The sequence below is a fragment of the Gemmatimonadota bacterium genome (assembly GCA_016714015.1).
Classification (GTDB): Bacteria; Gemmatimonadota; Gemmatimonadetes; order Gemmatimonadales; family Gemmatimonadaceae; genus Pseudogemmatithrix.
Genome location: JADJNZ010000001.1, coordinates 590619 through 614798, shown reverse-complemented (window position 1 = coordinate 614798; position 24180 = coordinate 590619). Strand labels below are relative to the sequence as shown.

Genomic DNA, 24180 nt, shown 5'->3' with positions numbered 1-24180 from the left:
GAGGAGAAGTGTCAGGGTGAAGGGGAGAGGGCGTTTCCGCGCCGAGTGCCGCTAGACGCCCGCGGCGCGCAGCGGGCGCCAGGTCAGTGCCAGCCGCCGGCCCGACGCCGCGCAGTCGCGAAGGTACAGATTGATCAAGCTCTGATAGGGCAGCTCGGTCTCCTCGGCGAGCGCCTTGAAATACTCGACCGTCGACTCATCGAGGCGGATCGTCACCGACCGCTTCAACCGCTTCGCGTACGGATTCTTGATGGCCTTCGAGAAGTCGTAGTGCTTCTTCATGGTGTTCTCCTGGAAGCGTAATCGGCGCGCTCACCGCGATCGGCCTTGCGCGCCGAGATGATGCGGATGACATCCCCGTCGTCTCGTTCGCAATGCACGACCACGATGACCCGCAGCGCGGCGCTGAGGCCGATGAGCACGAACCGCTCCTCGGCGGCGGAGTGCTCCGGATCGGCGATCAAGAGCGCCTCGTCGTCCTCGAAGACGGTGCGCGCCTCCTCGAACGCGACGCCGTGCTTGCGGAGGTTCGACGCCGCCTTGGTGCTATCCCACTCGAAGCGGATGGCGCTCATCTCCTGAATGTATGTACAACGTACACGTGGTCAAGGGAATCGATCCACTGCCGGTCCGTCTGACGTCGCGTGGTCCGACGCTCGATCGAGCGATCGCGGTGGGGCGCTCGTGGCATTCCACGCACCAGATGTCCTATGGTCCGTCCCCCAGCACCTTCAGCACCGCGCCCATCACGGCGTTCGCCTGCCGAAACTCACCCTGCTCGGTGATCGCCACCGCGATCGTCACGCCCGCGTCCGGGAACACCATCGCGGTCGTGCCCCAGAAGCCGCTGTGGCCACGCCCGGTCATCCCGTCCACCCGCGATCCGAAGAGGCCCATCCCATAGCCGTTCATCTCCGCGCTCCGCGGGCGCATCATGGCGTCGAGCGTCTCGCGCTGCTCGAACACCTGTCCGTCGAGCAGCGCGGTGAGGAAATGCGCGAGCTCGGCCATCGGCGCCACGATGCCGCCGCCGCCGTAGAGGTCGAACGAGGGGTCGATGCCGTACGCGTCGAGCCCACCGAGATACTGGTGCGCCCGGTCCGGTACGCCGGAGGGCGCGGGCTCCATCTGCTCCCACCAGGTGTGGCGGAGTCCCAGCCGGTCGAAGCGCACGAGCGACCGCACCGCGGGGCCGAGGGGCTGTCCGACAAGCCGCTCGACGATCAGCCCCAGCATCACGTAGCCGGCGTCCGAATAGCGGAACTGCGCACCGGGCGGCCCCACCGGCGAGAGGCTGTCCACCAGCCACTGGAGCTGCTCGCGCGGCGTCCAGTGATGCTGTGGATCGGTGCGGAGCATCGCGACATAGCTTCGCACGGCCGGGTGTTCATTGAGTCCCGCCCGGTGATTCAGCACCTGCTCGATGGTGATGCTGTCGGTCGCGTACCCATCGCGCCGGAGGAGCGAATCGATCGGCGGCGGCAGGTGCTTGGCCAACGGATCACCAAGCGCGAGCCGTCCCATCTCCACGAGCCGCAGCACCGCGGCGGCGGTGTAGGTCTTCGTGTTGCTCGCCAGCCGGACCGGCTGGTCGGGCATGAGCCGCGTCTTCCGCGCCGTATCCGCGAGTCCCGCCGCCACGCTCCATCGCCTGCCCGTGGCCGGGTGTTCGACGGCGATGATGATCCCGGGCATGCGCGGCCTCGCGGCGACGACGCTGTCGGCGATCCGCTGCATGCGGACCTGCACGGAATCCGCCGCGGGACGGGCCGGTGCCTGCGCGGTGGCGGCGCACAGCGACGCCAAGAGGAGAAGTGCGGGCATGGGGAGCACGATCGATCGAAGGTGGGTGGTCGCCCGAGGGCGGGTGGTGGACGATCCGTGCACGGGCGAGACGGGCGCCGAACTATCCCGCCAACAACGGTGCCTGCGCCGGGAGCGTGAACTCCGGCGACATGCGCCGCGACCCGAGGAACGCACCCAGCGCGACCCCGGCGATACCCGCGAGCATGAGCGCCCAATGCGCAGGACCGCTGCGGATCGCGAGACCGGCTGCGACGAACTGGCTGAGCGGGAGGAAGAGCCACGGTGCGCCGAATGCGTCGGCGAGCTGGACCAGTCCGATCCACAGTCCGAGCGCACCGGCCGTCGCGGTCGCACCCGTGAGGATGCGATCCGCCGTGCTGAGGCGCATGGCCGGATCATCCGGGTGTCGAAGGCGACGCCAGAGCTGGTGGAACACACCGGGACGGGCACGCGCATCGGCTGCGACCGCCGCCTCGCGCTGCGTGAGCGCCGACACTTCGCGCCATGCGGCGTCCAACTCCGCCGCGCGTGCGAGGACGCGTTGCGCGACCGTCTCGGGGATCGACTCGGGACCGTGCGGCGCCTTGGGATCCACTGGCTTCTCCAGTGCGGGTTCGTGCGAGCTGACGTCAGCTTGCGGCGCGTGGCCTCTAGAAGGCGTCGTCGAGCACCTGCCGACCGTGCACGATGGCGAGCACCTCGATGCACTCGCTGCGGGGCCGGTAGAACACGCGGTACGGCGGCGAGACAAGCTCCCGGATCGTCGGATCGTCCTTCTCAGGAACCGGCTTCCCCATGCCAGGCTGAAGGCGCGCTGCTTGCAACCGCTGATCGATCCGCAGCACCACGCCCTCGGCGTAGACGGGCGACGTGGCGCTGATGTATTGGACGATGCCTTCGAGCTGTGTGACGGCGTGCTCCGTCCAGCGGAGCGGCAGCATCACGATGCGCGGCGAATCCGGGCGCGCACGCGTGCGAGAGCCGTCTCGTGATCCAGCGTGCGGCCCGCGTCGGCGTCAGCGACACCCTGCTCGATCGACTGTCGGACGTAGATCTCGTACGCCAAGTCGTCCCAGCTCGCGCTCGGAGGGAGCTGATCGACGAGTCGCTTCGCGTCGGGGCGGATGTCGGGTGCGTCGGCCATAGAAGAAACCTGCGTAAGCGGTCGAAATACCACAAGCATGCAGTGGGCAGGACCGACTCTCGTCAAGCGAATCCGGACAGGGCAGACCGACCCGATCCATGACGGCCGAACCGGACCGTTCCGCACGATCCGCAGGGATCCTCACCAGAGTCTCCAGACGAGACCGAGACTCACCCGCCAGGCGCGGAAGTCCCAGTCGCCGTCCGGCGTCGCCAGTTCGCGCGTCGCGTCGATGACCCATGTGGACGACGCGCCCTGTGCCTTCCGGTCACCGAGTTCCACGCCGAAGGTCACGAGCGGATTGTATCCGGTGTTGAGTCGCTGGCGGTTGGTGTCCTGGAAGTCCTCGTCGTAGCCGGGGAAGCAGATGTAGCCCGAGGGGCAGGTGCTGACGGTCGTCTCGGTGAAGAAGGCGCGCTGCCCGTATCCGCCGCCGACGAAGGGCCGGACGAATCCGGAGCGCACCGGGAAGTAGCGCGCGGTCAGGGAGACGTTCTGCAGGACGGTCTTGGGCTGTGACGCGAACTCCTGCCGATTGAGCAGCAGCTGCGCATCGGTGCGACCGAACGCATGATCGCGCCCGAAGAGCACGAGCCCGGTCTGCATCGAGAAGCCGGCCTTCTCGCTCTGCAGCACGGGATCCTTGAACGTCGTCTGCGAGTAGCGGAGCGTGCAGGCGGACGCGAGGAGCGAGAGGATCGGGAACAGGGCGATGGAGCGGAACGGGCGTCGCATGGTTCGTCCTCCGGAGGGAGACGGCGTTCGCGCAGGACTCGCCCTACGCCGGCGATGCGTAATAGCGGCCGCGAGGCGGCTCGGCGATCAACTCCTTGAACGCAGCATACATGTCCGGCGGCACCTGCGAGGCCGCAGCCTGGTGTGCCGCGATGTCGGTCCATGCTTCGAGAATGAGGAGGCGACTCGCGTCGGTCGGATCGACGAGGAGTTCGCAGGACGCGCACCCGGGCGCCGCGGACACGAGCGCGATCACGCGGTCGAGGAACGCGCGAAGCGCCGCCTCGCGGCCCGGGGCCGCATGGAACTCGTTGATGCGCGTCACCGGCATTGCACGAACTCCGTTGTCATCGCCCTGACGTGGTCTCCAACGACCGGCGTGATCCATGACCGAGAGGGAGGCCGGCACGGTACACGCTGAGAATCTCGGAGCCGGTTCCCGACGTCGCAAGGCGCCCCGCACGACATCGGAATGCGATCTCAGTACTCCGGGAAGTGGAAGAACCCCTCCGACTTCCCGAGCTCCGCCTCCACCTCGAGCCACTCCCGCTTGAACGCCCGCTTCACTTCCGCCTCGAGCGCCGACCGTGAACTCGGCGACCGCTCCGCGCGCTCGGCCCCCTCCCGTACCCGCTCGACCGCCGCGTCGAGCAGCTTCTGGTACTCCACGTTCGCCTGCTCCTGCAGTCGCACCCGGTGCATGAGCATCCGCAGGTCCGCCTCGAACCGCGTCGCCGGCACGCGCTCCGCGTCGTCGAAGAGCGGCCGCAGGGCCTTCGGCACGCGCACCCAGAGGCGCCCGTCCGCGTCGCGCGCATCGCGGCCCGACGTCAGCTTGCGCATCGTCTCCTTCAGCATACGTTCGGCGCCCTCGTCCTCCAGCTTCATCGCGTCGTTCGCCGCCTCGTCCAGCGCCTCGCGGATCAGGCGCAGCCCATAGCGCGTCTCCTCGCTCTCGAACCGCTCGCGCCACGCGTCGCGCGCGGCCTTCACGCGCTCCGGCGACGGGGCGGGGCGCGTCCACTCCCCCGTCCGCGCACGCGCCTCGCGCGCCGCGAGTTCCGTCGCCAGCGCCGGCGGGAGCGCCCAGAGGTGCTGCTGCCCTTCGACGTCGAGGATCGGCTCCACCGCGAGCGCCCGCGCGAACCCGAACACCCACGAGCGCGCCGGGACCGCCACCGGGAGCGTGCGCACCGGCGCCGGGCCCGGCCGCAACGCGCCGGACACCGGATCGCGCACCGCGGTCTCGAGCGCGTCCTCCACCCAGTTCGTCGCCGACAGGTCGAGATTCGCCGCGTGCACCGCCGTCGCCGGATGCACGCCGCGCAGCGCGACGCTGCCGATGATCGCCGAGCGCGGCAGGGCGCGCAGGTCGTCGCGGTCCATCCAGCCCTGGTCGGCGAAGCACTGCGCGGCCGCGCGGTCATCCGCCCAGAGCGCCTCGACCTTCTTGAGCTCGATGTTGGCGCTCGCGTGGATCGCGATGCGCCCCCCCTCGTGCTTGGCGGACCAGGTCCGGACCTCGAACGTCTTGACGCCACGGATCACCAGCTCGGCCCACGGCTGCTGGATGGAGAGGACACGCATGCGGAACGGGGACGAGGGTTGCGGGTGGCGGGGAACGCGGGGGCGGGCGGGCTTCTCCTGAAAACCACTACCGATCGTGAAAGGGCCGATTTCCTCAGGAGAAGCGTAAGACGTTGGCACCAAAGGTGTTGCGGCACAAGGCGCGGGTGACGGGCGCCAGACGGCCGAAATCCGGGGGAATGGATGAGAGGGTGTGCGACCGCAGGCAGGGGGGCGGCGCGCGAGGCGAAGGGTGCTCGGTGCTCGATCCAAGGGATCCGCAGCACGACTCGATCCACGCAGCTGCACGAGACGAAGGGCGCAGGCGCATGACGCGAAGGGCGCAGGCGCAAGACGCAAAGGGCGCAGGCGCACGACGCGAAGGGCGCAGGCGCACGACGCGAAGAGCGCTGGCGCACGACGCGAAGCGCGCACGTGCACGACGCGGACGTCGCAGGTGCATGAAGCGAGCTGCGGGGTGCTAGGACCGGACGGCGCAGGTGCACGGACCGAACCGCGCAGACGCACGGACCGAACGGCGCAGGCACACGACGCGAACGGTGCTGCCGCGCGATGAAGAGGAGGCAGTGCCCGGCAGGAAAGGGGGCTGCCGCACGCCGCAGAGACCGTAGTGCTTGGCCCGACCGGTGCTGCTGCCTGATGCGAGACCGCCGGTCCGCGCGCCGAACACCGCGGCCGCGCGATCGCGGCGACACCGCTGCTGGATCACTCACTGCTTCCGCACAGCTCTACCGGCCTCGCGTTGGACGCGGGCGATGCCGGTGGTCTTCCATCCGCGTCCATCACCGTTCCACGAGGAGAGAGTCATGCAACGTTCACAGTTCCACGTTGGGCAGTCGCTCCGCCAGGTACAGCAGTTCCTGACGGTGCACGCGAACGCCGTGCCGGCGGCGGTCGCGAGTGCGGCGAAGCGGACGCTAGACGCAGCGGTCGCGGAGCTCGACCGGGCCGCGACGGAGCAGGGCAGTCTCGCGCGTGCCGTCCGCGGCGAGGTGCAGCGGCGCATCGAGCTCGAGCGCACGTTGCTCCGGAAGTACGTGACACCGCTGTTGAAGTTCGCCCGCGCGTCGCTCCGCGGGACGCCGGAGTTCGCGTCGATCACGCCGTCGACGCGGGCGCTGGAACGCGAACGCCTGGTGCAGACGGCGCTGGCCATGGCGGTGGCGGCGGAGAAGCACGTGGAGGCTCTGAGCGCGGCAGAGTTCCCCGCCGACTACCTGGAGCAGCTGCGGTCGGCGGCCGCGGCGGTGCAGCGGTCCTTCGACGCGGGTACGTCGGGGCGGGTGCGCAAGACCGGCGTGACGAGCGAGATCCGCGGCGCGCTGACGAAGGGCCGTCAGGCGGTGGCCACGCTCGATGCCCTCGTGATGCACACCATCGTCGGCAACGAGGCCCTCGAAGCCGAATGGCGCTCCGCCAAGCGCGTGCGGCGCATCGCGGCCACGGAGCAGGAGGTGCCCGCCGCCGCCTGAGCGCCACGCGTGACGACAACTGACGGGCCATGAGGGCGGAAACCCCACGGAATCTCCGGCGGCACTGGAGGTTCCGTGGGGTTTCGTGTTTCCGGACCTGCCGCGAGTGTGGAGCGAAGGAGCGAGGAGCGAGGGGAAATATCGAGGGGCGAGGGGAAGGGGGAGGAGCGAGTGTGAGCGTGAAGGAGAAGGGCCCTCTCGCTTGCACTTTCACTTCACTTCTCTCACTTCCTCTCGCCCCTCGCTCCTTCCCCTCGCTCCTCGCTCCTTCGTGCCGTCCTACGGCCGCGGCTTGGCCCCCTCGACCGGCAACGACGCATCCCGGCTCCACTCATCGAACGACCCATCATACACCCGCACATCCCGCCCGAGCACGCGCAGCGCGAAGTACATCCACGATCCCTGCACCCCGATGTGGCAGTACGTCGTGAGCTGGTCGCCGTCCGCGATCCCCAGCGCGCGCACTAGCCCCTCGAGCTCGGCGCGCGGCTTCAGCGTCCCGTCCGCGTTCGTCACGCTCGAGAAGGTCAGGTTCACCGCCGTCGGGATGTGCCCGCCGCGCGGCATCTGGTTGTCGCGCAGGTCCTGGTAGAACACCGTGTCGCGCGCGTCCACGATCCGCATCCCCGCGCGGCCGACCATCGCGACCACGTCGGCCTTGGTGGCACGGAGGCGCGCGTTCGCCGTGAGGGCACCGGCGCGCCCCGGCGTGACCGCGCGTCCAGTCCCCGCCTCCAGCTCGCGCCCCTCGCGCTTCCACTGCGCGAGCCCGCCGTCCATGATCGCGACGCGCCCCTCGAGGCCGCCCCACTCCATCGTGAAGAAGGTCCGTCCCGCGCGCGCGAAGGCCGTCGCGGTGTCGAAGACGATCACCACGCGGCTCGTCGCGCCCACGCCCTTCGCGGCGAGCATCGCGGCGAAGGCCTCGGGCGTGGGGAGCTCCACCTGCAGGCCGCCCTCGGTCGCGGGGGCCACGACCTCGCGGAAGTAGTCGAGCGCGACCGCGCCGGGGAGATGCCCCTTCGCGAACGACTCGGCGGGCCCGAGCTGCAGCACCACGACGTCGGGCGACGCGGCCTCGCGCGCGAGCCACTCGGTCGTCACCAGCGGTTCGATCGCGGGACGCGCGCGCGGACCCGCGGGCTGCTGCGCCGCTGCGGGACGCACGAAGGCCGGGAGGCAGCGCGCGAAGGAGCGGGATGCGCCAGCCGGCGCGCAGGGTGTCCTGACGGTCGGCGTTCACTTGATCACCCCCCGCCTGCATCCCGACCTTCTTGATCGCCCGCACCGCGTAGTCCAGGTCATCGCGCGTGTGCGCCGCCGAGATCTGGCAGCGGAGCCGCGCGGTCCCCTGCGGCACCACGGGGAAGCCGAAGCCGGTCACGAAGATCCCCTCGTCGAGCAGCAGCTCGCTCATGCGGATCGCGTCGGCCGTCTCGCCGATGATGATCGGCACGATCGGCGTCTCGCCCTCGAGCGGGCTGAACCCGGCCTCCTTGATCGCCGCGCGGAAATAGGCGGCGTTCTCGCGCAGCGTCTGCACGCGCTCGGGGTGCGCCTCGATGAACTCGACCGCGGCGAGCGAGCTCGCGGCGACCGTCGGCGGGAGGGCGTTGGAGAAGAGCTGCGGGCGCGAGCGCTGCGTGAGCGTGTCGGCGAGCGCCTTCGGCCCCGCGACGAACCCGCCCGCCGCGCCGCCGAGCGCCTTGCCGAGCGTGCTGGTGATGATGTCCACCTCACCCAGCACCCCGAAGTGCTCCGCGGTCCCGCGCCCGGTGGCGCCGAGCACGCCGGTGGCGTGCGAGTCGTCCATCACGACGATCGCGTCATGGTCGCGCGCGACCTGGAGGATCTGCGGCAGCTTGGCGACGGAGCCTTCCATGGAGAAGACGCCGTCGGTCCAGATGATCTTCCGCCGCGCGCCGGCGTTGGCCTTGAGCTTGGCGACGAGGTCGTCGAGGTCGCTGTGCTGGTAGACCGCGGTGGTGCACTTGGTGATCGCCTTCGCGAGGCGCACCGAGTCGATGATCGACGCGTGGTTGAGCGCGTCGGAGATGACGAAGTCCCCCTCCTCGACGATCGAGGCGGTGAGGCCCTCGTTGGCGTTCCACGCCGAGACGTAGCTCATCGCCGCCTCGGTCCCGACGAAGCGGGCGAGGGCGGCCTCGAGCTCGCGGTGCACGGTGAAGGTGCCGCAGATGAAGCGGACGCTCGCGGTCCCGGCGCCGAACTTGTTGAGCGCCGCGATCCCCGCGTCCACGACCTCCTGCTGGTCGCAGAGGCCGAGGTAGTTGTTGGAGCTGAGGATCAGCACCTCGCCGCGGCCTTCCATCTGGACGCGAGCGGATTGGGGGGAGGCGAGGTGGTTGAGCTTCTTGAGGGTGCCCTTGGCGGCCAGGTCGGCGAGGCCGGACTGCAGCTGGGTGACGAAGGTCTTGTTCATGGATGAAAGCTGAAGGATGAAGGAGGAAAGTTGAAGTGCGGGATGCGGGGGCCGGGCGGTCCACTTTCACCCTTCATCCTTCAGCCTTCATCGGAGCATCATCCGATCTCGAAGACGACCTTCCCAGCTTCGCCCGACTTGATCACCTGAATCGCCTCCGCATGCTGCTCCAGCGGGAACCGATGCGTGATCACCGGCGTCGGATCGAACTGCTTCGCCCGCAGGAACTGCGTCATCTGGATCCAGGTGTCGTACATCCGCCGCCCCACCACCCCGTAGATCGTGATCCCCTTGAAGATCACCTCGGTGGCGAAGTCCACGTCCATCGGCTTGGCCGGGATGCCGAGCATCTGCACCCGCCCGCCGACGCGCACGAGCTTGAAGGCCTGGTGGATCGCCGCGGGGACGCCGCTCATCTCGAGCACCACATCCACGCCGAGCCCGTGCGTCGCGGCGCGGACGGCGGCTTCCGCGTCCTGCGGCTGCACCGCCGAGTGCGCGCCCATCTTCCGCGCGAGCGCGAGGCGGGTGGGGTTCACGTCGCTCGCCACGATGTGCGAGGCCCCCGCCGCCTTCGCGATCCCCACGGCGAAGATGCCGATCGGGCCGCAGCCGGTCACCAGCACCGTCGCGCCGGGGAGCTCGGTCCCGTGCAGCGCCGTGTGGAAGGCGTTCCCCATCGGGTCGTGGATGCCGCCGATCTCGAACGGCACGTCGGCGTCGAGCGGCCAGACGTTCGAGGCGGGCATCACGATGTAGTCGGCGAAGGCGCCGTCGCGGTCCACGCCGATGATCTTCGTGTTGGGGCACACATGCGCATTGCCCGTCCGACAGAGATGGCAGTGCCCGCAGACGATGTGCCCCTCGGCGGTCACGCGGTCACCCACCTTCACGTCGGTCACGAGCGACCCGACCTTCTCCACCACGCCGGCGAACTCGTGCCCCACGGTGAACGGCGGCTTGCAGCGCCCCTGCGCCCACGCATCCCACTCGTGGATGTGCACGTCGGTGCCGCAGACGCCGGCCGCCTTCACCTTGATGAGCACCTCGTGCTCGCGGTGCGTGGGGACCGGGACGTCCTTGAGGACGAAGCCTTGTGCTGCCGTTGCCTTGACCAGTGCGCGCACCGGGGACTCGTATGTTCGGGGTGTTCCTGCGAGGTGCGCGGAAATTAAACCAGCGCGGGCTTCACCGCTTCCACGCGGACGGCGCAGACCTTGAACTCGGGGATGCCGGACGGGCCGTCGAGCGCGGGGTTGGTGAGCAGGTTCGCCGCCGCCTCGCGGTAGTGCATGGGGATGAACACCTGCTTCCGCGCCACGCGCTCGGAGAGCCGCACCGCGATGCGAATGGTGTTCCGCCGCGAGGTGATCGCCACCTCCTCGCCGTCGCCCACCCCCAGCTCGGCCGCGTCGAGCGGATTGAGCTCGACCGTCGCCGTGCTCTCGCGCGCGTCGAGCGCCGTCGAGCGCCGCGTCATCGTCCCGGTGTGCCAGTGGTACATCTGGCGGCCGGTGTTGAGGAAGAACGGATACGCGGCGTCCGGCAGCTCGGCGGGCGGGAGATACGTCACCGCCGTGAGATGCGCGCGACCGTCCGGCGTGGGGAAGCGCTCGTCGAACAGGAACGCCGTCCCCTCGTGCGTCGCGTCGGGCACCGGGTACTGCAGCCCGCCCACCCGCTCGGCGAGCCGCGCATGCGAGACGCCGCGCCAGTTGGGCGTGACGCGCGCGATCTCCTCGAACACCTCGGCCGCCGTCGTATACGGCGTCGGCACGCCGAGGCGGCGCGAGAGGTCGAGGACGATGTCGAGGTCGGCGCGCGCCTGGCCCGGCGGCTCCACCGCCTTCCGCGAGAGCTGGATGCGCCGCTCGGTGTTCACGAACGTCCCGTCCTTCTCGGCGAACGACGAGCCCGGCAGCACCACGTCCGCCGCGCGCGCGGACTCGGTGAGGAAGAGGTCCTGCACCGCGAGGAACTCGAGCCCGTGGAACCACTCCTCGGCGTGCGCGACGTCGGGATCGGAGATGATCGGGTTCTCGCCCATGATGTAGAGCCCGCGCACCGGCGAGCCCTCCTTCACGATCTCGGTGACCTTGAGCCCCACCTTCGGGTCGAGGCGCTCCACCGGGATCCCCCACGCCGCCGCATACTCGGCGCGCACGGCGGGATCGTCCACGCGCCGGTAGTCGGTGAAGGCGAAGGGGATCGCCCCCATGTCGCTCGAACCCTGGACGTTGTTCTGCCCGCGGATGGGGATCATCGGCGCGCCCCAGCGCCCGATCATCCCGCAGCAGAGCATGAGGTTGAGCAGCGACGTGACGATGTCGGTGCCCGTGTGATGCTGCGTGAGCCCCATCGCCCAGAGCGTCGCCGACCTGGGGCCGCGCGCGTAGAGCTCGGCCGCCGCGCGGATGGTCGCCGCCGGCACGCCGGTGATCTGCTCGGCGACCTCGGGCGAGTAGTGCGCGACCGCCTCGCGCACCGCCTCGAACCCCGTCGTGCGCGCGGCGATGAAGGCCTTGTCCTCGAGCCCCTGCGCGAGGATGTGATGGAGCATCCCGTTGAGGAGCGCGACGTCGGTGCCGGGGATGATCTGCAGGTGATGGTGCGCCCGCGCCGCGACCTCGATCCGCCGCGGGTCGGCGACGATGAGCTTCGCGCCGCGCTTGAGGGCGCGCTTGATCGCCGCGCCGAACACCGGGTGGCTCTCGGTGGTGTTGGCGCCGAGGATGAAGATGACGTCGCTCTCGTGCTCCACCTCGCGCATGGAGCCCGACGCGGCGGAGGTGGAGATGGCGCGCTGCATCGCGCTCACCGACGAGGCGTGGCAGAGCCGCGTGCAGTGGTCGACGTTGTTGGTCCCGATGCCGGCGCGGAAGAGCTTCTGGAGGACGTAGTTCTCCTCATTGGCGCACTTGGCCGATTGGAACGTGGCGAGGCTACGCGAACCGTGCGTGTCGCGGAGGCGGGCGAGCTGCTGCGCGGTGAGCTCCATCGCCTCGTCCCAGGTCGCCTCGCGGAAGGGCGCGAACCATTCGGGAGGCGTGGCGATGCGGTCGCGCGGGTCGCCGAGTGCGGCGACCTGCGCGGACTCGGCGCCGGCGTCCACGCGGCGGCGGAACGGGTTGGTGCGCGGGCGGCGGTCCTTCGCGGCGTGGCCCTCGACCTCGACATCCACCCACGGTCCGCCGCGGCGCGGCCAGCGCGCGGCGTCGGGGTGCGCGGCATGGGCGTGCGCGGGATCGTACGACCAGACGCCCGCCGCGTCGCGCGTCCAGCCGCGGCGGATGAGCGGCGTGGTGAGCCGGTCGCGATGCAGGACGAAGTCGGTGCCGAAGCGCCCCTTCACGCAGGTGGAGCCCTCGTTGGGCGTCGCCTCCTCGATCCAGGGCGAGGTGACGCGCGCGACCTGGCCGTCGCGGACCTCGAGGTCGAGCTGGCAGCCGACGGCGCAGTAGGGGCAGACCGAGCGGACCTTGGTGGCCGGCTGTTCCATGGTGCCGGCGCGGAGCTTGGCGAGCGGGAGGATGTCGTGGATGGCGCCGGTGGGGCAGACGCGCACGCACTCGCCGCACCAGGTGCAGCCGGCGTGCTCGGGGTTGCCGTCGGCACCGACGATGATCTCGGCGTGCTCGCCGCGCTGGGCCATCTCGAGGACGCCGACCACCTGGATCTCCTCGCACGCGCGCACGCAGCGGGTGCAGAGGATGCAGGTGCTCATGTCGTGCGTGATGATGTGGTCGGTCGGCCGTTCGTCGCCGGTGCGGAGCGGGTTCTCGCCCGAGCGGCGGAGCGGGACGTCGTAGCGATGGACGAGCGCCTCGAACTCGTTGCGCGCGCGGTCCTCGGGGATCGTCTCGACGGGATAGCGCTCGAGGAGGAGCGAGAGGACGCCCTGGCGGTTCTTCACCGCGGCCTGCGACTCGGTCTGGACGACCATGCCGTCGGCGGCAGGGGTGGCGCAGGCGGGGACGAGCTTGGCGTTCCCCTCGACGGAGACGAGGCAGATGCGGCAGTTGCCGACGGTGGGGAGCTTCGGATACCAGCAGAGCGTCGGGACATCGACGCCCAAGGCGCGCGCGGCATCGAGGATGGTCGCGCCCGCGGGCGCGTCGCACTCGTGACCGTTGATGACCAGACGGGGCATGCCGAGAAACTCTCGTGGGCCAGGGGGTGTCTCAAGGATCGTGGCGCCGGTGACGAAAGGCAACGGCTACGGCTTGCGATGCGTTGACGCGAGAGCGAACATGCCCGAGATGAAGGAGCGGCCCCTTTCACCCTTCATCCTTCAGCCTTCATCCCTCGAAGAGGACCGCGTGACCGCTTCCCGAAGAGAATTCATCGGCCAGTCCGCCGCCGCGGCGGCCGCCGTCGGCCTGGCTTCAGCCGCCCTCGGTCGCCCCGCGGCGGCCCAGCCGCCCGCCGTCTTCCAGGGCGACCCCGCCCACAAGGAACTCGCCATCCGCGCGGTGGACGCCGCCAAGTCCGCCGGCGCCGACTACGCCGATTGCCGCATCTCGAGCGCCCGCTCCCAGAACATCGGCACGCGCGAGCGGCGCGTGACCAACATCGGCGACAACGAGACCTTCGGCTTCGGCGTCCGCGTCCTCGTCGGCGGCGCGTGGGGCTTCGCCGCCTCGAGCAACCTCACCCCGGACGAGGTGGTGCGCGTCGCGCGGCAGGCCGTCGCGCAGGCCAAGGCCAACCGCGCCGCGATGGTGAAGCCGCTCCAGCTCGCGCCCATCCACCATCCGCCGGTGCCCAACGGCGTCTGGCGATCGCCCATCAGGATCGATCCGTTCACCGTCGCCATCGAGGACAAGGTCGCCTACCTCCTCGACGCCAACGCCGCCGCCATGGCCGCCGGCGCGCGCTTCGTGAACTCCAACATGTTCTTCCTCAAGGACGAGAAGACCTTCGCGAGCACGCTCGGCACCGTCACGCAGCAGACGATCTTCCGCGCCCAGCCCGGCATGACGGTCACCATGACGTCGCCGGACAACCGCGACTTCACCACGCGGCAGAGCACGGACATCCAGCCCAAGGGGCTCGGCTACGAGCATGTGCTCGACAACGACATGAAGCAGCACGCCGCGCGCTGGGTGGAGGAGGCGAAGGAGAAGCTCAGCGCCAAGCCGGTGGAGGTGGGCCGTTACGACCTCATCCTGCACCCGACGCACCTCTGGCTCACCATCCACGAGGCGATCGCGCACCCGACCGAGCTCGACCGCGCCTACGGCTTCGAGGCCAACTACGCCGGCACGAGCTACCTCTCGCCGCCGGAGGAGAAGCTCGGGAAGTTCCGCATGGGCCCGAGCTTCATGAACGTCCTCGCCGACCGCTCGGCGCCGGGTTCGCTCTCCGCCTGCGGCTGGGACGACGAGGGCGTCGCCCCCGAGGACTTCCACATCGTGAAGGACGGCATGTTCGTGGACTACCAGACCACGCGCGAGCAGGCGATGTGGCTCGACTGGTGGTACAAGCAGAACGGGAAGCCCACGCGCAGCCACGGCTGCTCCTACGCGCAGACCTGGGCCGACGTCCAGTTCCAGCGCATGCCCAACGTGAACCTCATGCCCGGCGAGCGCGACCTCGTCTGGGAGGACCTCATCGCCGCGACAGACAACGGCATCGCCATCGTCGGCGACGGCTCGTTCTCCATCGACCAGCAGCGCTACAACGCGCAGTTCGGCGGCCAGCTCTTCTACGAGGTGAAGGGCGGCAAGATCACCGGCATGCTCAAGGACGTCGCCTACCAGATCCGCACGCCGGAGTTCTGGAACGCGCTCGACATGATCGGCGGCAAGCGCAGCTACGAGCTCGGCGGGGCGTTCGGCGACGGCAAGGGCCAGCCCGCGCAGTCCAATGCGGTCAGTCACGGCTGTCCGCCCACGCGACACAAGCAGATCAACGTGATCAACACCGGGAGGACCGCCTGATGCCCGCCCGGTCGCTCTACGCCATCGCCCCGCACCTCTCGCGCGCCGAGTGCGAGGCCATCACCAAGAAGGTCCTCGGCTACTCCACCGCCGACGAGTGCCGCGTCACCGTGAACAGCGGGATGCGCCAGAACACCCGCTTCGCGGTGAACCAGATCTCCACCGCCGGCGACGACTACAACGCCGCGGTCACCATCCGCGCGGTGATCGGCAAGCGGGTGGCGAACGTCACCGTGAACCGGCTCGACGACGCGTCGCTGCGCGCGGCGGTGCAGAACGCCGAGCGGATCGCGCGGCTCGCGCCCGAGGACCCGGAGCTCCTGCCGGAGCTGGGGCCGCAGCAGTACCAGGAGGCGATCAACTGGAGCGATGCGACCGCGTCGCTCGAGCCCGAGGCGCGCGCCGACGCGGTGCGCGCGATCACCGAGCCCGCGCGTCGCGCCGGGTTCATCTCCACCGGGTACATCGAGGCGAACGCCAACTCCTTCGCGATCGCCAACAGCAAGGGGCTCTTCGCCTACTCGCGGAACACCTCCACGGCCTTCACCACCACCGTGCGCACGCCCGACGGCACCGGCTCCGGCTGGGCCGGTGCGTCGGACAACGATTGGCGGCGCATCGATCCGCGGCTCCTCGCCGAGCGGGCGATCGAGAAGGCGCGGCGGTCGGTGAACCCGGTGGCGATCGAGCCGGGGCGGTACACGGTGGTGCTCGAGCCGACCGCGGTCGCGAACCTCGTGCAGCTCATCTCCGGCGCGGTGAACGCGCGCGGCGCCGACGAGGGGCGGAGCTTCTTCTCCAAGGCCGGCGGCGGAAACAAGATCGGCGAGAAGGTCGTAGACGAGCGCGTGACCCTCGTCTCCGACCCGCTCGACCCGCGCGTGCCGGCCAACACCTTCGGCGGCGACGGGATGCCGACGCAGAAGGTGACCTGGATCGAGAACGGCGTGGTGAAGAACCTCGCGTACGACCGGTTCTGGGCGCAGAAGACGGGCAAGGCGCCGGTGAACGCCGGCGGCACGCTCGCGATGCAGGGCGGGACGAAGTCGATCGAGGAACTCGTCGCCGGGACCGAGCGCGGGATCCTCGTGACGCGCTTCTGGTACATCCGTGGGGTGGACCCGCGCACGATCCTGTTCACCGGGCTCACGCGCGACGGGACGTTCCTCATCGAGAACGGCAAGGTCACGCGTCCGGTCAAGAACCTGCGGTACAACGAATCCCCCATCTTCATGCTGAACAACCTCATGGACATGGGCCGGCCCGAGCGCGTGAGCGCGTCGGAGTCGGGCGGACCGGGGCAGGCGATCATCGTGCCGCCGCTCAAGTGCCGCGACTTCAACTTCACCAGCACGAGCGACGCCATCTGATGACCGATCGCAGGGACTTCCTCAAGGCGACGGGAGCGGCGGCCGTGGGTCTGGCCATCGCCTCCCGTCCCGCCCGGGCCCACGCGGCACCGGCCCACGAACACCTCGACCGCTTCCGCAGCGGCGCGTCCAAGGAGCTCCTCCTCGACGCGATCAACGCGGCCAAGATGGCCGGCGCCAGTTACGCCGATTGCCGCATCGCGCGCTTCCAGCAGAACTTCGTCGTCACGCGCGAGCAGCAGATCATCAACGTCGTCGACACCGACACCCTCGGCGCCGGCGTCCGTGCCCTCGTGGACGGCTGCTGGGGCTTCGCCGCCACGCGCACCCTCACGCGCGACGGCGTGACCAGCGCGGCCCGCGAGGCGGTCGCCATCGCCAAGGCCAACCGCGTCGCCCGCGACCGCGCGGTCACGCTCGCGCCCACGCCGGCCTATCCCAACGCCACCTGGAAGTCGCCCTACACGACCGACCCGTTCGAGGTGCCGCTCGAGCAGAAGGTGGACCTCCTGCTCAAGGCCAACGCCGAGGCGATGAAGGTCCCCGGCGTGAAGTTCGTGAACTCGGTCCTCTTCTTCGTGAAGCAGGAGCGGCAGTTCGCGAGCACCGAGGGCTCGGTCATCGACCAGACGCTCATCCGCAGCTGGCCGCTCTTCACCGCCACCGCGGTGGCGCCGGACTTCTCCGACTTCCAGTCGCGCGCCGCCAACGAGGTCGCGCCGATGGGACGCGGCTTCGAGTACGTGCTGCAGGCCGACCTCGCCGGCCGCGCCCGCAAGTGGGGCGAGGAGGCCGCCGAGAAGCTCAAGGCCAAGCCGGTGGAGGTGGGGAAGTACGACCTCGTCCTCGCGCCGTCCAACCTCTGGCTCACCATCCACGAGTCGATCGGGCATCCGACCGAGCTCGACCGTGCGATGGGCTACGAGGCCAACTACGCCGGCACGAGCTTCATCGCGCCGCCCGAGGAGAAGCTCGGCAAGCTCCAGTACGGCAAGCCGCTCATGAACATCCAGGGGGACCGTTCGCAGGAGGGCGCGCTCGCGACCATCGGCTACGACGACGACGGCGTGAAGCCCGACGAGTTCCTCATCGTCAAGAACGGGATCTTCAACGACTACCAGACCACGCGCGAGCAGGCGCCGTGGCTCTCGAGCTGGTACGCGAGGCAGGGCCAGCAAATGCGCTCGCACGGCTGCTCGTACGCGGACAGCTGGGGGAGCGTCGCCTTCCAGCGCATGCCCAACGTCTCGCTGCTCCCGGCGGCCGACAATACGAGCTGGAACGACCTGATCGCCGGCGTGGACAACGGCATCGCGATCGTGGGCGACGGCTCGTTCTCGATCGACCAGCAGCGCTACAACGCCCAGTTCGGCGGGCAGACGTACTACGAGATCAAGGGCGGCAAGCTCGGCGGGATGCTCAAGGACGTCGCCTACCAGATCCGCACGCCCGACTTCTGGAACTCGATGGACGCGATCGGCGGCCGCGCGAGCTACGAGCTCGGCGGGTCGTTCTTCGACGGCAAGGGTCAGCCGAGCCAGAGCAACGCGGTGAGCCACGGCGCGCCGCCGGCCCGCTTCCGTCAGGTCAACGTGATCAACACCGGGAGGACCCAGTGAGCACCGCCCCCAAGAGCCTTCGGGACGCCGTGCCGGCTGGCGCGCTCCTCTCGCGCGCCGAGGCGCAGGCGATCGTCGAGCAGGTCGTGAAGATGTCCAAGGCCGACTCGATCAACGTCTCGGTCGGGACGGGGTGGACGAGCAACGTCCGCTTCGCCGACAACCAGATGAGCACCGCCGGGTCGGTGGTGGATGCGGGCATCGCGGTGCAGAGCTCGTTCGGGCCCAAGCACGCGGTGGTGACCACGAACGACCTCTCCGAGGCCTCGCTGCGCCGCTGCGTGGAGCAGTCGGAGCGGCTCGCGCGCCTCGCGCCGGACGATCCGGAGGCGATGCCGGAGCTGGAGCCGCAGCGCTACGTGGACGTGAAGGGCTACATCGACACGACGGCGAACATCCAGGCCGCCGAGCGGGCGCAGGCGGCGCTCACGGCACTGGCGCCGGCGCGGAAGGCGGGGGACATCAAGGCGGCGGGCTATCTCGTCGTCGGCGCCGGCTGCAACGCGCTCGGCAACAACAAGGGGATGTTCGCGTACCACCCGAGCACGAGCGTGAACTACACGCTCACCGTGCGCACGACGGACGGGACGGGCTCGGGGTGGGCCGGCGCCGATCATCCGGATTGGAAGCAGATCGACTTCGAGAAGGTCTCGCTGCGCGCGATCGACAAGGCGCGCACGTCGCGCAATCCGCAGGCGATCGAGCCGGGGCGCTACACCGTGATCCTCGAGCCGCAGGCGGTGGGCGACCTCGTGCAGCTCGTCGCCGGCTATGCGGATGCGCGCCTCGCCGACGAGGGGCGATCGCCCTTCGCGAAGCAGGGCGGTGGTAACAAGGTCGGGGAGAAGATCGTCGATGAACGGGTGACGCTCTACTCGGATCCGTCCGATGCGCAGCTGCTCACGCAGCCGTTCGACGGCGAAGGACTCCCGATCGCGCGGCAGGTATGGCTCGAGAACGGCGCGTTGAAGCAGCTGCAGTACTCGCGCTTCTGGGCGAAGAAGCAGGGGAAGGTGCCGACGGGCGGCACGACGTCGCTGAAGATGCAGGGCGGATCGGCGTCGATGGACGAGATGATCCGGAGCACGCAGCGGGGCATCCTGGTCACCCGTTTGTGGTATTTGCGCGAAGTCGATCCACGCACCATTCTTTATACGGGCTTGACGCGGGACGGAACTTTCCTTATTGAAGAGGGAAGAATTTCGCGTCCGATTCGCAATCTGCGGTTCAACGAGTCGCCGCTGTTCATGCTCAACAACCTCGAGATGCTCGGTACGGCAGAGCGGCTCGCAGGGACGGAAGCCGGTGGAGCGGTGGTGATGCCGGCGATCAAGGTCCGAGATTTCAACTTCACCAGCCTCTCCGAGGCTGTCTGATCCACCCGCCGCGATGCTCCATTCGGTACGCGGCGGTCCAAGATGCGGCGGTCGTTCGATCGTCGCATGACCCACCGATCCACCGGGGGATCGGCAGGGACGAACCCCTCCTTTCCAGGAGATAGTACCATGGCTGCCAAGAAGAAGACTGCGAAGAAGGCCACCAAGAAGAAGGCCGCGAAGAAGAAGTAAGCTGTTGCTCCACACAACAAAGGGATCGGCGCTCTGCGCCGGTCCCTTTGTTGTTATCGGGATGAAGGTCGAAGGAGGAAGGTTGAAAGCGATCGCGCGCACGAAAAAAGGGGCGCCCGTACGGGCGCCCCCCTTTCATCCTTCAGCCTTCATCGCCCCATCACGCTGCCCGATTCGCCCCCGCAAGCACGACTTCCGGCGCTTCCTCCGGCCCCGGCCACCACTCATACGCCCAGAAGCGCGGCTGCGCCTCGGTGCGGTTGCCGCTCGAGATGACGATGCCGATCGGCTCCTGTTCCACCTGAGCCTGCGCGATCCGATCCATGGACTCCTCCGTCCGACTACCTAATAGGTGGGGGCGCGAAAGGCGCTCCCTATGCCAGTAGGACGTCGCACGTTGGGTGCCAGTTTCCTCGCGGCGTAACCATCATATCCCACAACGGGTTAGGGTCACCCGCGTCCGGCGCGGATGACCCTGTCGTCGCACTCTGACACGAGCCGGAACGCTTCCGGTGTGTCATTCCAATACAAGACCGGCCGCGTCACATCGCGACTCACATCGCGCCTCACATGAGCGGCTTCTTCGCCATGAAGGTCCGCGAGGCCCCCGGTTCGGGCACCATGGAGATCTCCCAGCCGTCGTACCGCTTCCGCAGTTCCTCCTCGGTGAGCACCTGCTGGCCGGCGATGAGCGTCTCGATGAGGTGCACGCCGCCGTCGGTCGTCGAGTGCTGCAGCAGCTGGAAGACCTGCTCGCGCTCGAACACCGAGAGGCCGGCGAAGGCCGCGGGGGTGCAGATCACCGCGGCGATCGGTCCATCGGGACTGAAGCTCACCAGGTCCGCGACGAAGCCGCGCACCTTCTCGGTGAGCCCCGCATCCTGCGCCGCGCGCAGCACGCGATTGACCACCGCCTGCTCGGGCTCGATCGCCGTCACCTCGCAGCCGTTGGCGGCGAGGTAGAGCGCCGACCCTTCCACGCGCGCGCCGGCCACCACGACGGAAGGCGAGGTCCCCGCGATGCGCGGGATGGCCTGCGTGAGCGGCGTGTCGTGCCGCAGGCCCCAGTGCTCGGGCCGCCGCAGCTCGTTCGCGTTCTTCTCGCGCCGCCGGCGCCAGGTGTCGTACGAGGGGATGCGCAACCGCGCCACGATGATCCGGTCCACCTCGTCGGCGAGCATCACCTCGCGCATCCCGATCTGCGCCCCCTCGTCCAGTGCGCGCGCCGCTTCCGTCGCGATGCCGTGCAGCACCGCCGTCGGGACCGAGATCTTGTAGTCCTCGACCTCGCGCTCCAGGTACTGCTGGTACTCCTGGCGGAGCGAGCGGGCCGATTGGCGACTGGCCATGGGGGAGGGTGGGGGACGTTGCAAGGTAACGGTACGAAGGAGCGAGGAGCGAGGGGAAGGAGCGAGGATGCAGAGGGGAAGGGGGAGGGGAGAGAGGAAGGGGAGAGCGAGAGGGTCCTCTTCCCTCCTGCTTCCACTTCGCCTTCTCCCTTTCCCTCGAGCCTTTCCCTTTCCCTCGCTCCTCGCTCCTTCGTGCAGCACTATTCCGTTCATGCCCGAACTACCCGAGGTCGAGTTCGCCGTCCGCCAGCTCCGGCGCGTCATCCGCGGTCGCCGCATCACGGCGCTGCGCGCGCATCACCGCGCGCAGGCGCGCACGCTCACGCCGGCCGTCGTGCGCCGCTGCGTGGGGCGCGCCGTCGCCGACGTCACGCGGCGCGGGAAGCATCAGCTCCTCCATCTCGACGACGGGGCGACGCTGCTCGTGCATTTCCGGCTCGATGGGGACTGGGTCGTCTCGGCGGCCGCCACTGCGCTGCCGAAACACGCGCGCGTCTCCTTCGACCTGTCGGCCACCCGCGGCGCCGACCGGCGCGCGTCGCTCACCGATCCGCGCGCGCTCGCCACCATCACCTATCACGCGCCCGGCAAGCCTCCTGCCCTCGACCTCGGTCCCGAGCCCGAGGACCCGGCGGTGACGGCGGAATGGCTCCACGCGCGATTCTCGGCGAAGCGCGGCCCCATCAAGCCGCTCCTGCTCGATCAGCGCCTGCTGGCCGGCATCGGCAACATCTACGCGCAGGAAGCCTGCTGGCGAGCGAAGCTCGATCCCGCCACCCCCGCGCAGGCCCTCTCCCTCGCGCAGGTGAAGCGCCTCCTCGTCGCGATCCGCGGCGCGCTCGCGGACGGTCACGTGAACGCGGGCCGGTACCACCAGGGCACGCGCCCCATCCCGTTCAAGGTCTACGATCGGGACGGCGAGCCGTGCATGCGGTGCGGCGCGCCGATCATTCGCATCACGCAATCGGGGCGGGGGACCTACCTGTGCCCGACGTGTCAGCGCGAAGGAGCGAGGAGCGAGGGGAAGGGGAAGGGGCGAAGGAAAGGGGCCAAGTCCAAGCGCTGAGGTGAAGGGCCCTCCCTCTCGCACTTGGCCGCTCGCCCCTCTCCCTTTCCCTCTCTCGATTTCCTCTTCCCCTCGCTCCTCGCTCCTTCACTCCCCAGCTTCGAGCAGCGCCCCCTTCAGATATCCCGTCTCCGGAATGGTGACCACCTCCGGATGATCCACCGGCTGCCCCGTGATCTGCCTCAGGATCATGCGCCGCCCGCTGTCAGCCGCCGCCTCGCCGAGCATCGCGAGGAACTGCGCCTTCCCGACGTGATACGAGCAGCTCGCCGTGTAGAGCATCCCGCCCGGCGCGAGGAGGCGCATCGCGCGCAGGTTGATGTCCTTGTAGCCGCGCAGGGCGCCGTCGATCGACCCGCGGTTCTTCGCGAAGGCCGGCGGGTCGAGCACGATCGTCTCGTACCGCGCCCCGCGCCCCTCCTCGGCGCGCAGGAAGTCGAACGCGTCCGCCTCCACACCGGTGATGTTGGTGAGGCCGTTGAGCGCCGCGTTCTCCGCCGCGCGCGCGATCGCCGCGCCGGAGGCGTCCACCGCGGTCACCGTCTCCGCGCGCCGCGCGAGATGCAGGGCGAACGAGCCGTGGTAGCTGAAGACATCGAGCGCGCGGCCCCGCGCGACGCTCGCCGCGAGCACCCGCGCCTCGCGCTGGTCGAGGAAGGCCCCCGTCTTCTGCCCCGTCCGCGGCGCCGCGAGGTACTTCACCCCGTGCTCCCGCACCTCGATCGTGTCGGGGACGGTGCCGTGCAGCAGCTCCACGTCGCGCCCCAGCCCCTCGCGGCCGCGGACGCTCGCGTCGTTGCGCGCGAGGATCCCCTCCGGCTGCACGAGCTGCACCAGCGCCTCGACGATCTCGGCGCGATACGCCTCGAGCCCCGCCGAGAGGAGCTGGACGACGAGCCAGCGGTCGAAGCGATCCACGACGAGCGAGGGGAGGCCATCGCCTTCGCCATGCACGTAGCGGCACGCATTGGTCTCGCCGTCGAGCAGCCCGCCGCGCCGCGCGATCGCCGCGCCGATCCGCTCGCGCCACCAGGCGAGGTCGAGCCGCGTGCCGAGCTGCCGCGACACGAAGCGCAACGAGATCTCCGAGCCGGGACTCCAGAGTGCCGTCCCCACCGGGCGCCCCTGCTGGTCGGTGACGCTGATCGCCCCCGGCGCAGCGTCAGGCGTGCCGACGACGTCGGAGCGGAAGACCCAGGGATGGCCCTGAGCCCAGCGTCGCGCACCGCGCAACGAGATGATACCCGTATTCCTCATCCCTTGAATCTAGGCGGCGGAGCGAAGGAGCGAGGAGCGAGGGAAAGAGAAAGGACCAAGGGGAAGCGGGAAGCCGAAGGGGAAGCGAGCAGGGGAAGCGCCCTCCCCCTTTCCCCTCTCCCTCACCGCTCCCCCCCCCTTTCTCTTCTTCCTTTCCCTTCCCCTCGCTCCTCGCTCCTTCGCATGGACATCGGCGGGAACGCGCGACACTATTGTGTTCGTGTCAGCTCCCCTCCGCCTCCGCTCCGTCCGCGCCGTCCGTGGCGCGACCACCGTCACCGCCGACGAGCCCGAGCTCATCCGCGAGGCGGTCACCGAGCTGCTCGAGGCGATCCTCAACGACAACGACATCGTCCCCGCCGACGTCGTCTCGGCGGTCTTCACCGCGACGCACGACCTGGTGAGCGAGTTCCCGGCGCATGCGGCGCGGCTCTTCGGGTGGAACGACATCCCGCTGCTCTGCGCGCAGGAGCTGCCGGTGACCGGGGCGCTGCCGCGCTGCATCCGCGTGATGATCCACGCCGAGACGCGGCGGCTGCGGAGCGAGATCCGGCACGTCTACCTGCGCGACGCGGTGCTGCTCCGCGCGGATCTGCTCGCCGACTGACGCGGCACGAGGGCCCTGGAGACGATGGCACGCCGGTGACGGCGTCGCGCTCCTGGCCGGGATCCAGCAGGGAACGGCAACCGATCACCACAGAGGGCACAGAGCACACAGAGAACTGCGGAGAGGTGCTTTTCAAGAGAAAAGGCAGTGCTCCGCCGTTCTCTGTGCCCTCTGTGCCCTCTGTGGTGAACGCCGTTGCCGTACCGCTTGGGGGC

Annotated in this window: 22 protein-coding genes and 1 pseudogene; 7 read left to right on the top strand and 16 right to left on the bottom strand. The window is 69.5% G+C overall.

The window, feature by feature from the left end:
* Positions 1-51: 51 nt before the first annotated feature.
* The 9 genes from IPJ78_02630 to IPJ78_02590 form a co-directional block, all read right to left on the bottom strand.
* Complete coding sequence (locus tag IPJ78_02630) at positions 52-282, bottom strand: BrnA antitoxin family protein (GenBank protein ID MBK7905434.1); 231 nt, start codon at positions 280-282, stop codon at positions 52-54.
* The gene (locus IPJ78_02625; protein MBK7905433.1) at positions 279-575 is read right to left on the bottom strand and encodes a BrnT family toxin; all 297 of its coding nucleotides are present in this window, start codon (positions 573-575) and stop codon (positions 279-281) included. Before IPJ78_02625 ends, IPJ78_02630 begins: the two co-directional genes overlap by 4 nt.
* 133 nt (positions 576-708) lie before the next feature.
* Positions 709-1824 carry a beta-lactamase family protein gene (locus IPJ78_02620; GenBank protein MBK7905432.1) on the bottom strand — a complete coding sequence of 372 codons (1116 nt, stop codon included), beginning with the start codon at positions 1822-1824 and terminating at the stop codon, positions 709-711.
* An 82-nt stretch (positions 1825-1906) separates the two neighbouring features.
* Positions 1907-2401, bottom strand: a complete 495-nt coding sequence (locus tag IPJ78_02615; protein ID MBK7905431.1) for a hypothetical protein — start codon at positions 2399-2401, stop codon at positions 1907-1909.
* Between the two features lie 55 nt (positions 2402-2456).
* Positions 2457-2747, bottom strand: coding sequence for a type II toxin-antitoxin system RelE/ParE family toxin (locus IPJ78_02610; protein ID MBK7905430.1), 291 nt, complete (start codon positions 2745-2747; stop codon positions 2457-2459).
* Positions 2747-2950, bottom strand: a complete 204-nt coding sequence (locus IPJ78_02605; GenBank protein ID MBK7905429.1) for a hypothetical protein — start codon at positions 2948-2950, stop codon at positions 2747-2749. The genes IPJ78_02610 and IPJ78_02605 overlap by 1 nt, the downstream gene beginning before the upstream one ends.
* Positions 2951-3091: 141 nt before the next feature.
* Positions 3092-3685 (bottom strand): hypothetical protein, encoded by a 594-nt coding sequence (locus IPJ78_02600; protein ID MBK7905428.1) that lies wholly within the window; start codon positions 3683-3685, stop codon positions 3092-3094.
* A 43-nt stretch (positions 3686-3728) separates the two neighbouring features.
* A complete protein-coding gene (locus tag IPJ78_02595; GenBank protein MBK7905427.1) occupies positions 3729-4016 on the bottom strand; it encodes an antibiotic biosynthesis monooxygenase in 288 nt (95 codons plus the stop codon).
* 149 nt (positions 4017-4165) lie between these two features.
* Positions 4166-5272 (bottom strand): ASCH domain-containing protein, encoded by a 1107-nt coding sequence (locus IPJ78_02590; protein MBK7905426.1) that lies wholly within the window; start codon positions 5270-5272, stop codon positions 4166-4168.
* An 806-nt stretch (positions 5273-6078) separates the two neighbouring features.
* On the opposite strand from IPJ78_02590, the gene IPJ78_02585 reads away from it, so the two are divergent.
* Positions 6079-6744: a hypothetical protein gene (locus IPJ78_02585; protein ID MBK7905425.1), complete on the top strand. Its 666-nt coding sequence runs from the start codon at positions 6079-6081 to the stop codon at positions 6742-6744.
* A gap of 279 nt (positions 6745-7023) precedes the next feature.
* Here IPJ78_02585 and IPJ78_02580 read toward each other — a convergent pair whose 3' ends face one another.
* The 4 genes and pseudogenes from IPJ78_02580 to fdhF all read right to left on the bottom strand — a co-directional run bounded on the left by IPJ78_02580 (position 7024) and on the right by fdhF (position 13337).
* A complete protein-coding gene (locus tag IPJ78_02580; protein MBK7905424.1) occupies positions 7024-7911 on the bottom strand; it encodes a sulfurtransferase in 888 nt (295 codons plus the stop codon).
* A gap of 127 nt (positions 7912-8038) precedes the next feature.
* A pseudogene (locus IPJ78_02575) lies at positions 8039-9187 on the bottom strand (glycine C-acetyltransferase).
* Between the two features lie 98 nt (positions 9188-9285).
* Positions 9286-10314 carry an L-threonine 3-dehydrogenase gene (tdh, locus tag IPJ78_02570; GenBank protein MBK7905423.1) on the bottom strand — a complete coding sequence of 343 codons (1029 nt, stop codon included), beginning with the start codon at positions 10312-10314 and terminating at the stop codon, positions 9286-9288.
* Positions 10315-10358: 44 nt separating this feature from the next.
* On the bottom strand, positions 10359-13337 hold the full coding sequence (gene fdhF / locus IPJ78_02565) for a formate dehydrogenase subunit alpha (protein ID MBK7905422.1): 2979 nt from the start codon (positions 13335-13337) through the stop codon (positions 10359-10361).
* A 169-nt stretch (positions 13338-13506) separates the two neighbouring features.
* On the opposite strand from fdhF, the gene IPJ78_02560 reads away from it, so the two are divergent.
* From IPJ78_02560 to IPJ78_02545, 4 genes are all read left to right on the top strand, one after another.
* Positions 13507-15129 (top strand): TldD/PmbA family protein, encoded by a 1623-nt coding sequence (locus IPJ78_02560; protein ID MBK7905421.1) that lies wholly within the window; start codon positions 13507-13509, stop codon positions 15127-15129.
* Positions 15129-16499, top strand: a complete 1371-nt coding sequence (locus tag IPJ78_02555) for a TldD/PmbA family protein (GenBank protein ID MBK7905420.1) — start codon at positions 15129-15131, stop codon at positions 16497-16499. The genes IPJ78_02560 and IPJ78_02555 overlap by 1 nt, the downstream gene beginning before the upstream one ends.
* A complete protein-coding gene (locus IPJ78_02550) occupies positions 16499-18118 on the top strand; it encodes a TldD/PmbA family protein (GenBank protein MBK7905419.1) in 1620 nt (539 codons plus the stop codon). Before IPJ78_02555 ends, IPJ78_02550 begins: the two co-directional genes overlap by 1 nt.
* A gap of 92 nt (positions 18119-18210) precedes the next feature.
* Positions 18211-19494, top strand: a complete 1284-nt coding sequence (locus tag IPJ78_02545; protein MBK7905418.1) for a TldD/PmbA family protein — start codon at positions 18211-18213, stop codon at positions 19492-19494.
* 352 nt (positions 19495-19846) lie between these two features.
* Here the strand turns inward: IPJ78_02545 and IPJ78_02540 are convergent, their stop codons facing one another.
* Positions 19847-20011, bottom strand: coding sequence for a hypothetical protein (locus IPJ78_02540; GenBank protein ID MBK7905417.1), 165 nt, complete (start codon positions 20009-20011; stop codon positions 19847-19849).
* 241 nt (positions 20012-20252) lie between these two features.
* On the bottom strand, positions 20253-21035 hold the full coding sequence (locus IPJ78_02535) for a hypothetical protein (GenBank protein ID MBK7905416.1): 783 nt from the start codon (positions 21033-21035) through the stop codon (positions 20253-20255).
* Positions 21036-21246: 211 nt separating this feature from the next.
* Here IPJ78_02535 and mutM point away from each other — a divergent pair, with 211 nt between their 5' ends.
* Positions 21247-22101: a bifunctional DNA-formamidopyrimidine glycosylase/DNA-(apurinic or apyrimidinic site) lyase gene (gene mutM, locus IPJ78_02530; GenBank protein MBK7905415.1), complete on the top strand. Its 855-nt coding sequence runs from the start codon at positions 21247-21249 to the stop codon at positions 22099-22101.
* Between the two features lie 87 nt (positions 22102-22188).
* Here mutM and IPJ78_02525 read toward each other — a convergent pair whose 3' ends face one another.
* Positions 22189-23358 carry a class I SAM-dependent rRNA methyltransferase gene (locus IPJ78_02525; protein MBK7905414.1) on the bottom strand — a complete coding sequence of 390 codons (1170 nt, stop codon included), beginning with the start codon at positions 23356-23358 and terminating at the stop codon, positions 22189-22191.
* 220 nt (positions 23359-23578) lie between these two features.
* On the opposite strand from IPJ78_02525, the gene aroH reads away from it, so the two are divergent.
* On the top strand, positions 23579-23965 hold the full coding sequence (aroH, locus tag IPJ78_02520; protein ID MBK7905413.1) for a chorismate mutase: 387 nt from the start codon (positions 23579-23581) through the stop codon (positions 23963-23965).
* The last annotated feature ends 215 nt before the right edge of the window (positions 23966-24180 follow it).

Coding starts and splice junctions, on each gene's coding strand:
- IPJ78_02605 (MBK7905429.1), bottom strand. CDS start 2,950: ATGGCCGACGCACCCGACATCCGCCCCGACGCGAAGCGACTCGTCGAT.
- IPJ78_02595 (MBK7905427.1), bottom strand. CDS start 4,016: ATGCCGGTGACGCGCATCAACGAGTTCCATGCGGCCCCGGGCCGCGAG.
- IPJ78_02590 (MBK7905426.1), bottom strand. CDS start 5,272: ATGCGTGTCCTCTCCATCCAGCAGCCGTGGGCCGAGCTGGTGATCCGT.
- IPJ78_02625 (MBK7905433.1), bottom strand. CDS start 575: ATGAGCGCCATCCGCTTCGAGTGGGATAGCACCAAGGCGGCGTCGAAC.
- fdhF (MBK7905422.1), bottom strand. CDS start 13,337: ATGCCCCGTCTGGTCATCAACGGTCACGAGTGCGACGCGCCCGCGGGC.
- IPJ78_02600 (MBK7905428.1), bottom strand. CDS start 3,685: ATGCGACGCCCGTTCCGCTCCATCGCCCTGTTCCCGATCCTCTCGCTC.
- IPJ78_02545 (MBK7905418.1), top strand. CDS start 18,211: ATGTCCAAGGCCGACTCGATCAACGTCTCGGTCGGGACGGGGTGGACG.
- IPJ78_02630 (MBK7905434.1), bottom strand. CDS start 282: ATGAAGAAGCACTACGACTTCTCGAAGGCCATCAAGAATCCGTACGCG.
- IPJ78_02535 (MBK7905416.1), bottom strand. CDS start 21,035: ATGGCCAGTCGCCAATCGGCCCGCTCGCTCCGCCAGGAGTACCAGCAG.
- IPJ78_02610 (MBK7905430.1), bottom strand. CDS start 2,747: ATGCTGCCGCTCCGCTGGACGGAGCACGCCGTCACACAGCTCGAAGGC.
- IPJ78_02550 (MBK7905419.1), top strand. CDS start 16,499: ATGACCGATCGCAGGGACTTCCTCAAGGCGACGGGAGCGGCGGCCGTG.
- IPJ78_02540 (MBK7905417.1), bottom strand. CDS start 20,011: ATGGATCGGATCGCGCAGGCTCAGGTGGAACAGGAGCCGATCGGCATC.
- IPJ78_02585 (MBK7905425.1), top strand. CDS start 6,079: ATGCAACGTTCACAGTTCCACGTTGGGCAGTCGCTCCGCCAGGTACAG.
- IPJ78_02555 (MBK7905420.1), top strand. CDS start 15,129: ATGCCCGCCCGGTCGCTCTACGCCATCGCCCCGCACCTCTCGCGCGCC.
- mutM (MBK7905415.1), top strand. CDS start 21,247: ATGCCCGAACTACCCGAGGTCGAGTTCGCCGTCCGCCAGCTCCGGCGC.
- IPJ78_02620 (MBK7905432.1), bottom strand. CDS start 1,824: ATGCCCGCACTTCTCCTCTTGGCGTCGCTGTGCGCCGCCACCGCGCAG.
- IPJ78_02525 (MBK7905414.1), bottom strand. CDS start 23,358: ATGAGGAATACGGGTATCATCTCGTTGCGCGGTGCGCGACGCTGGGCT.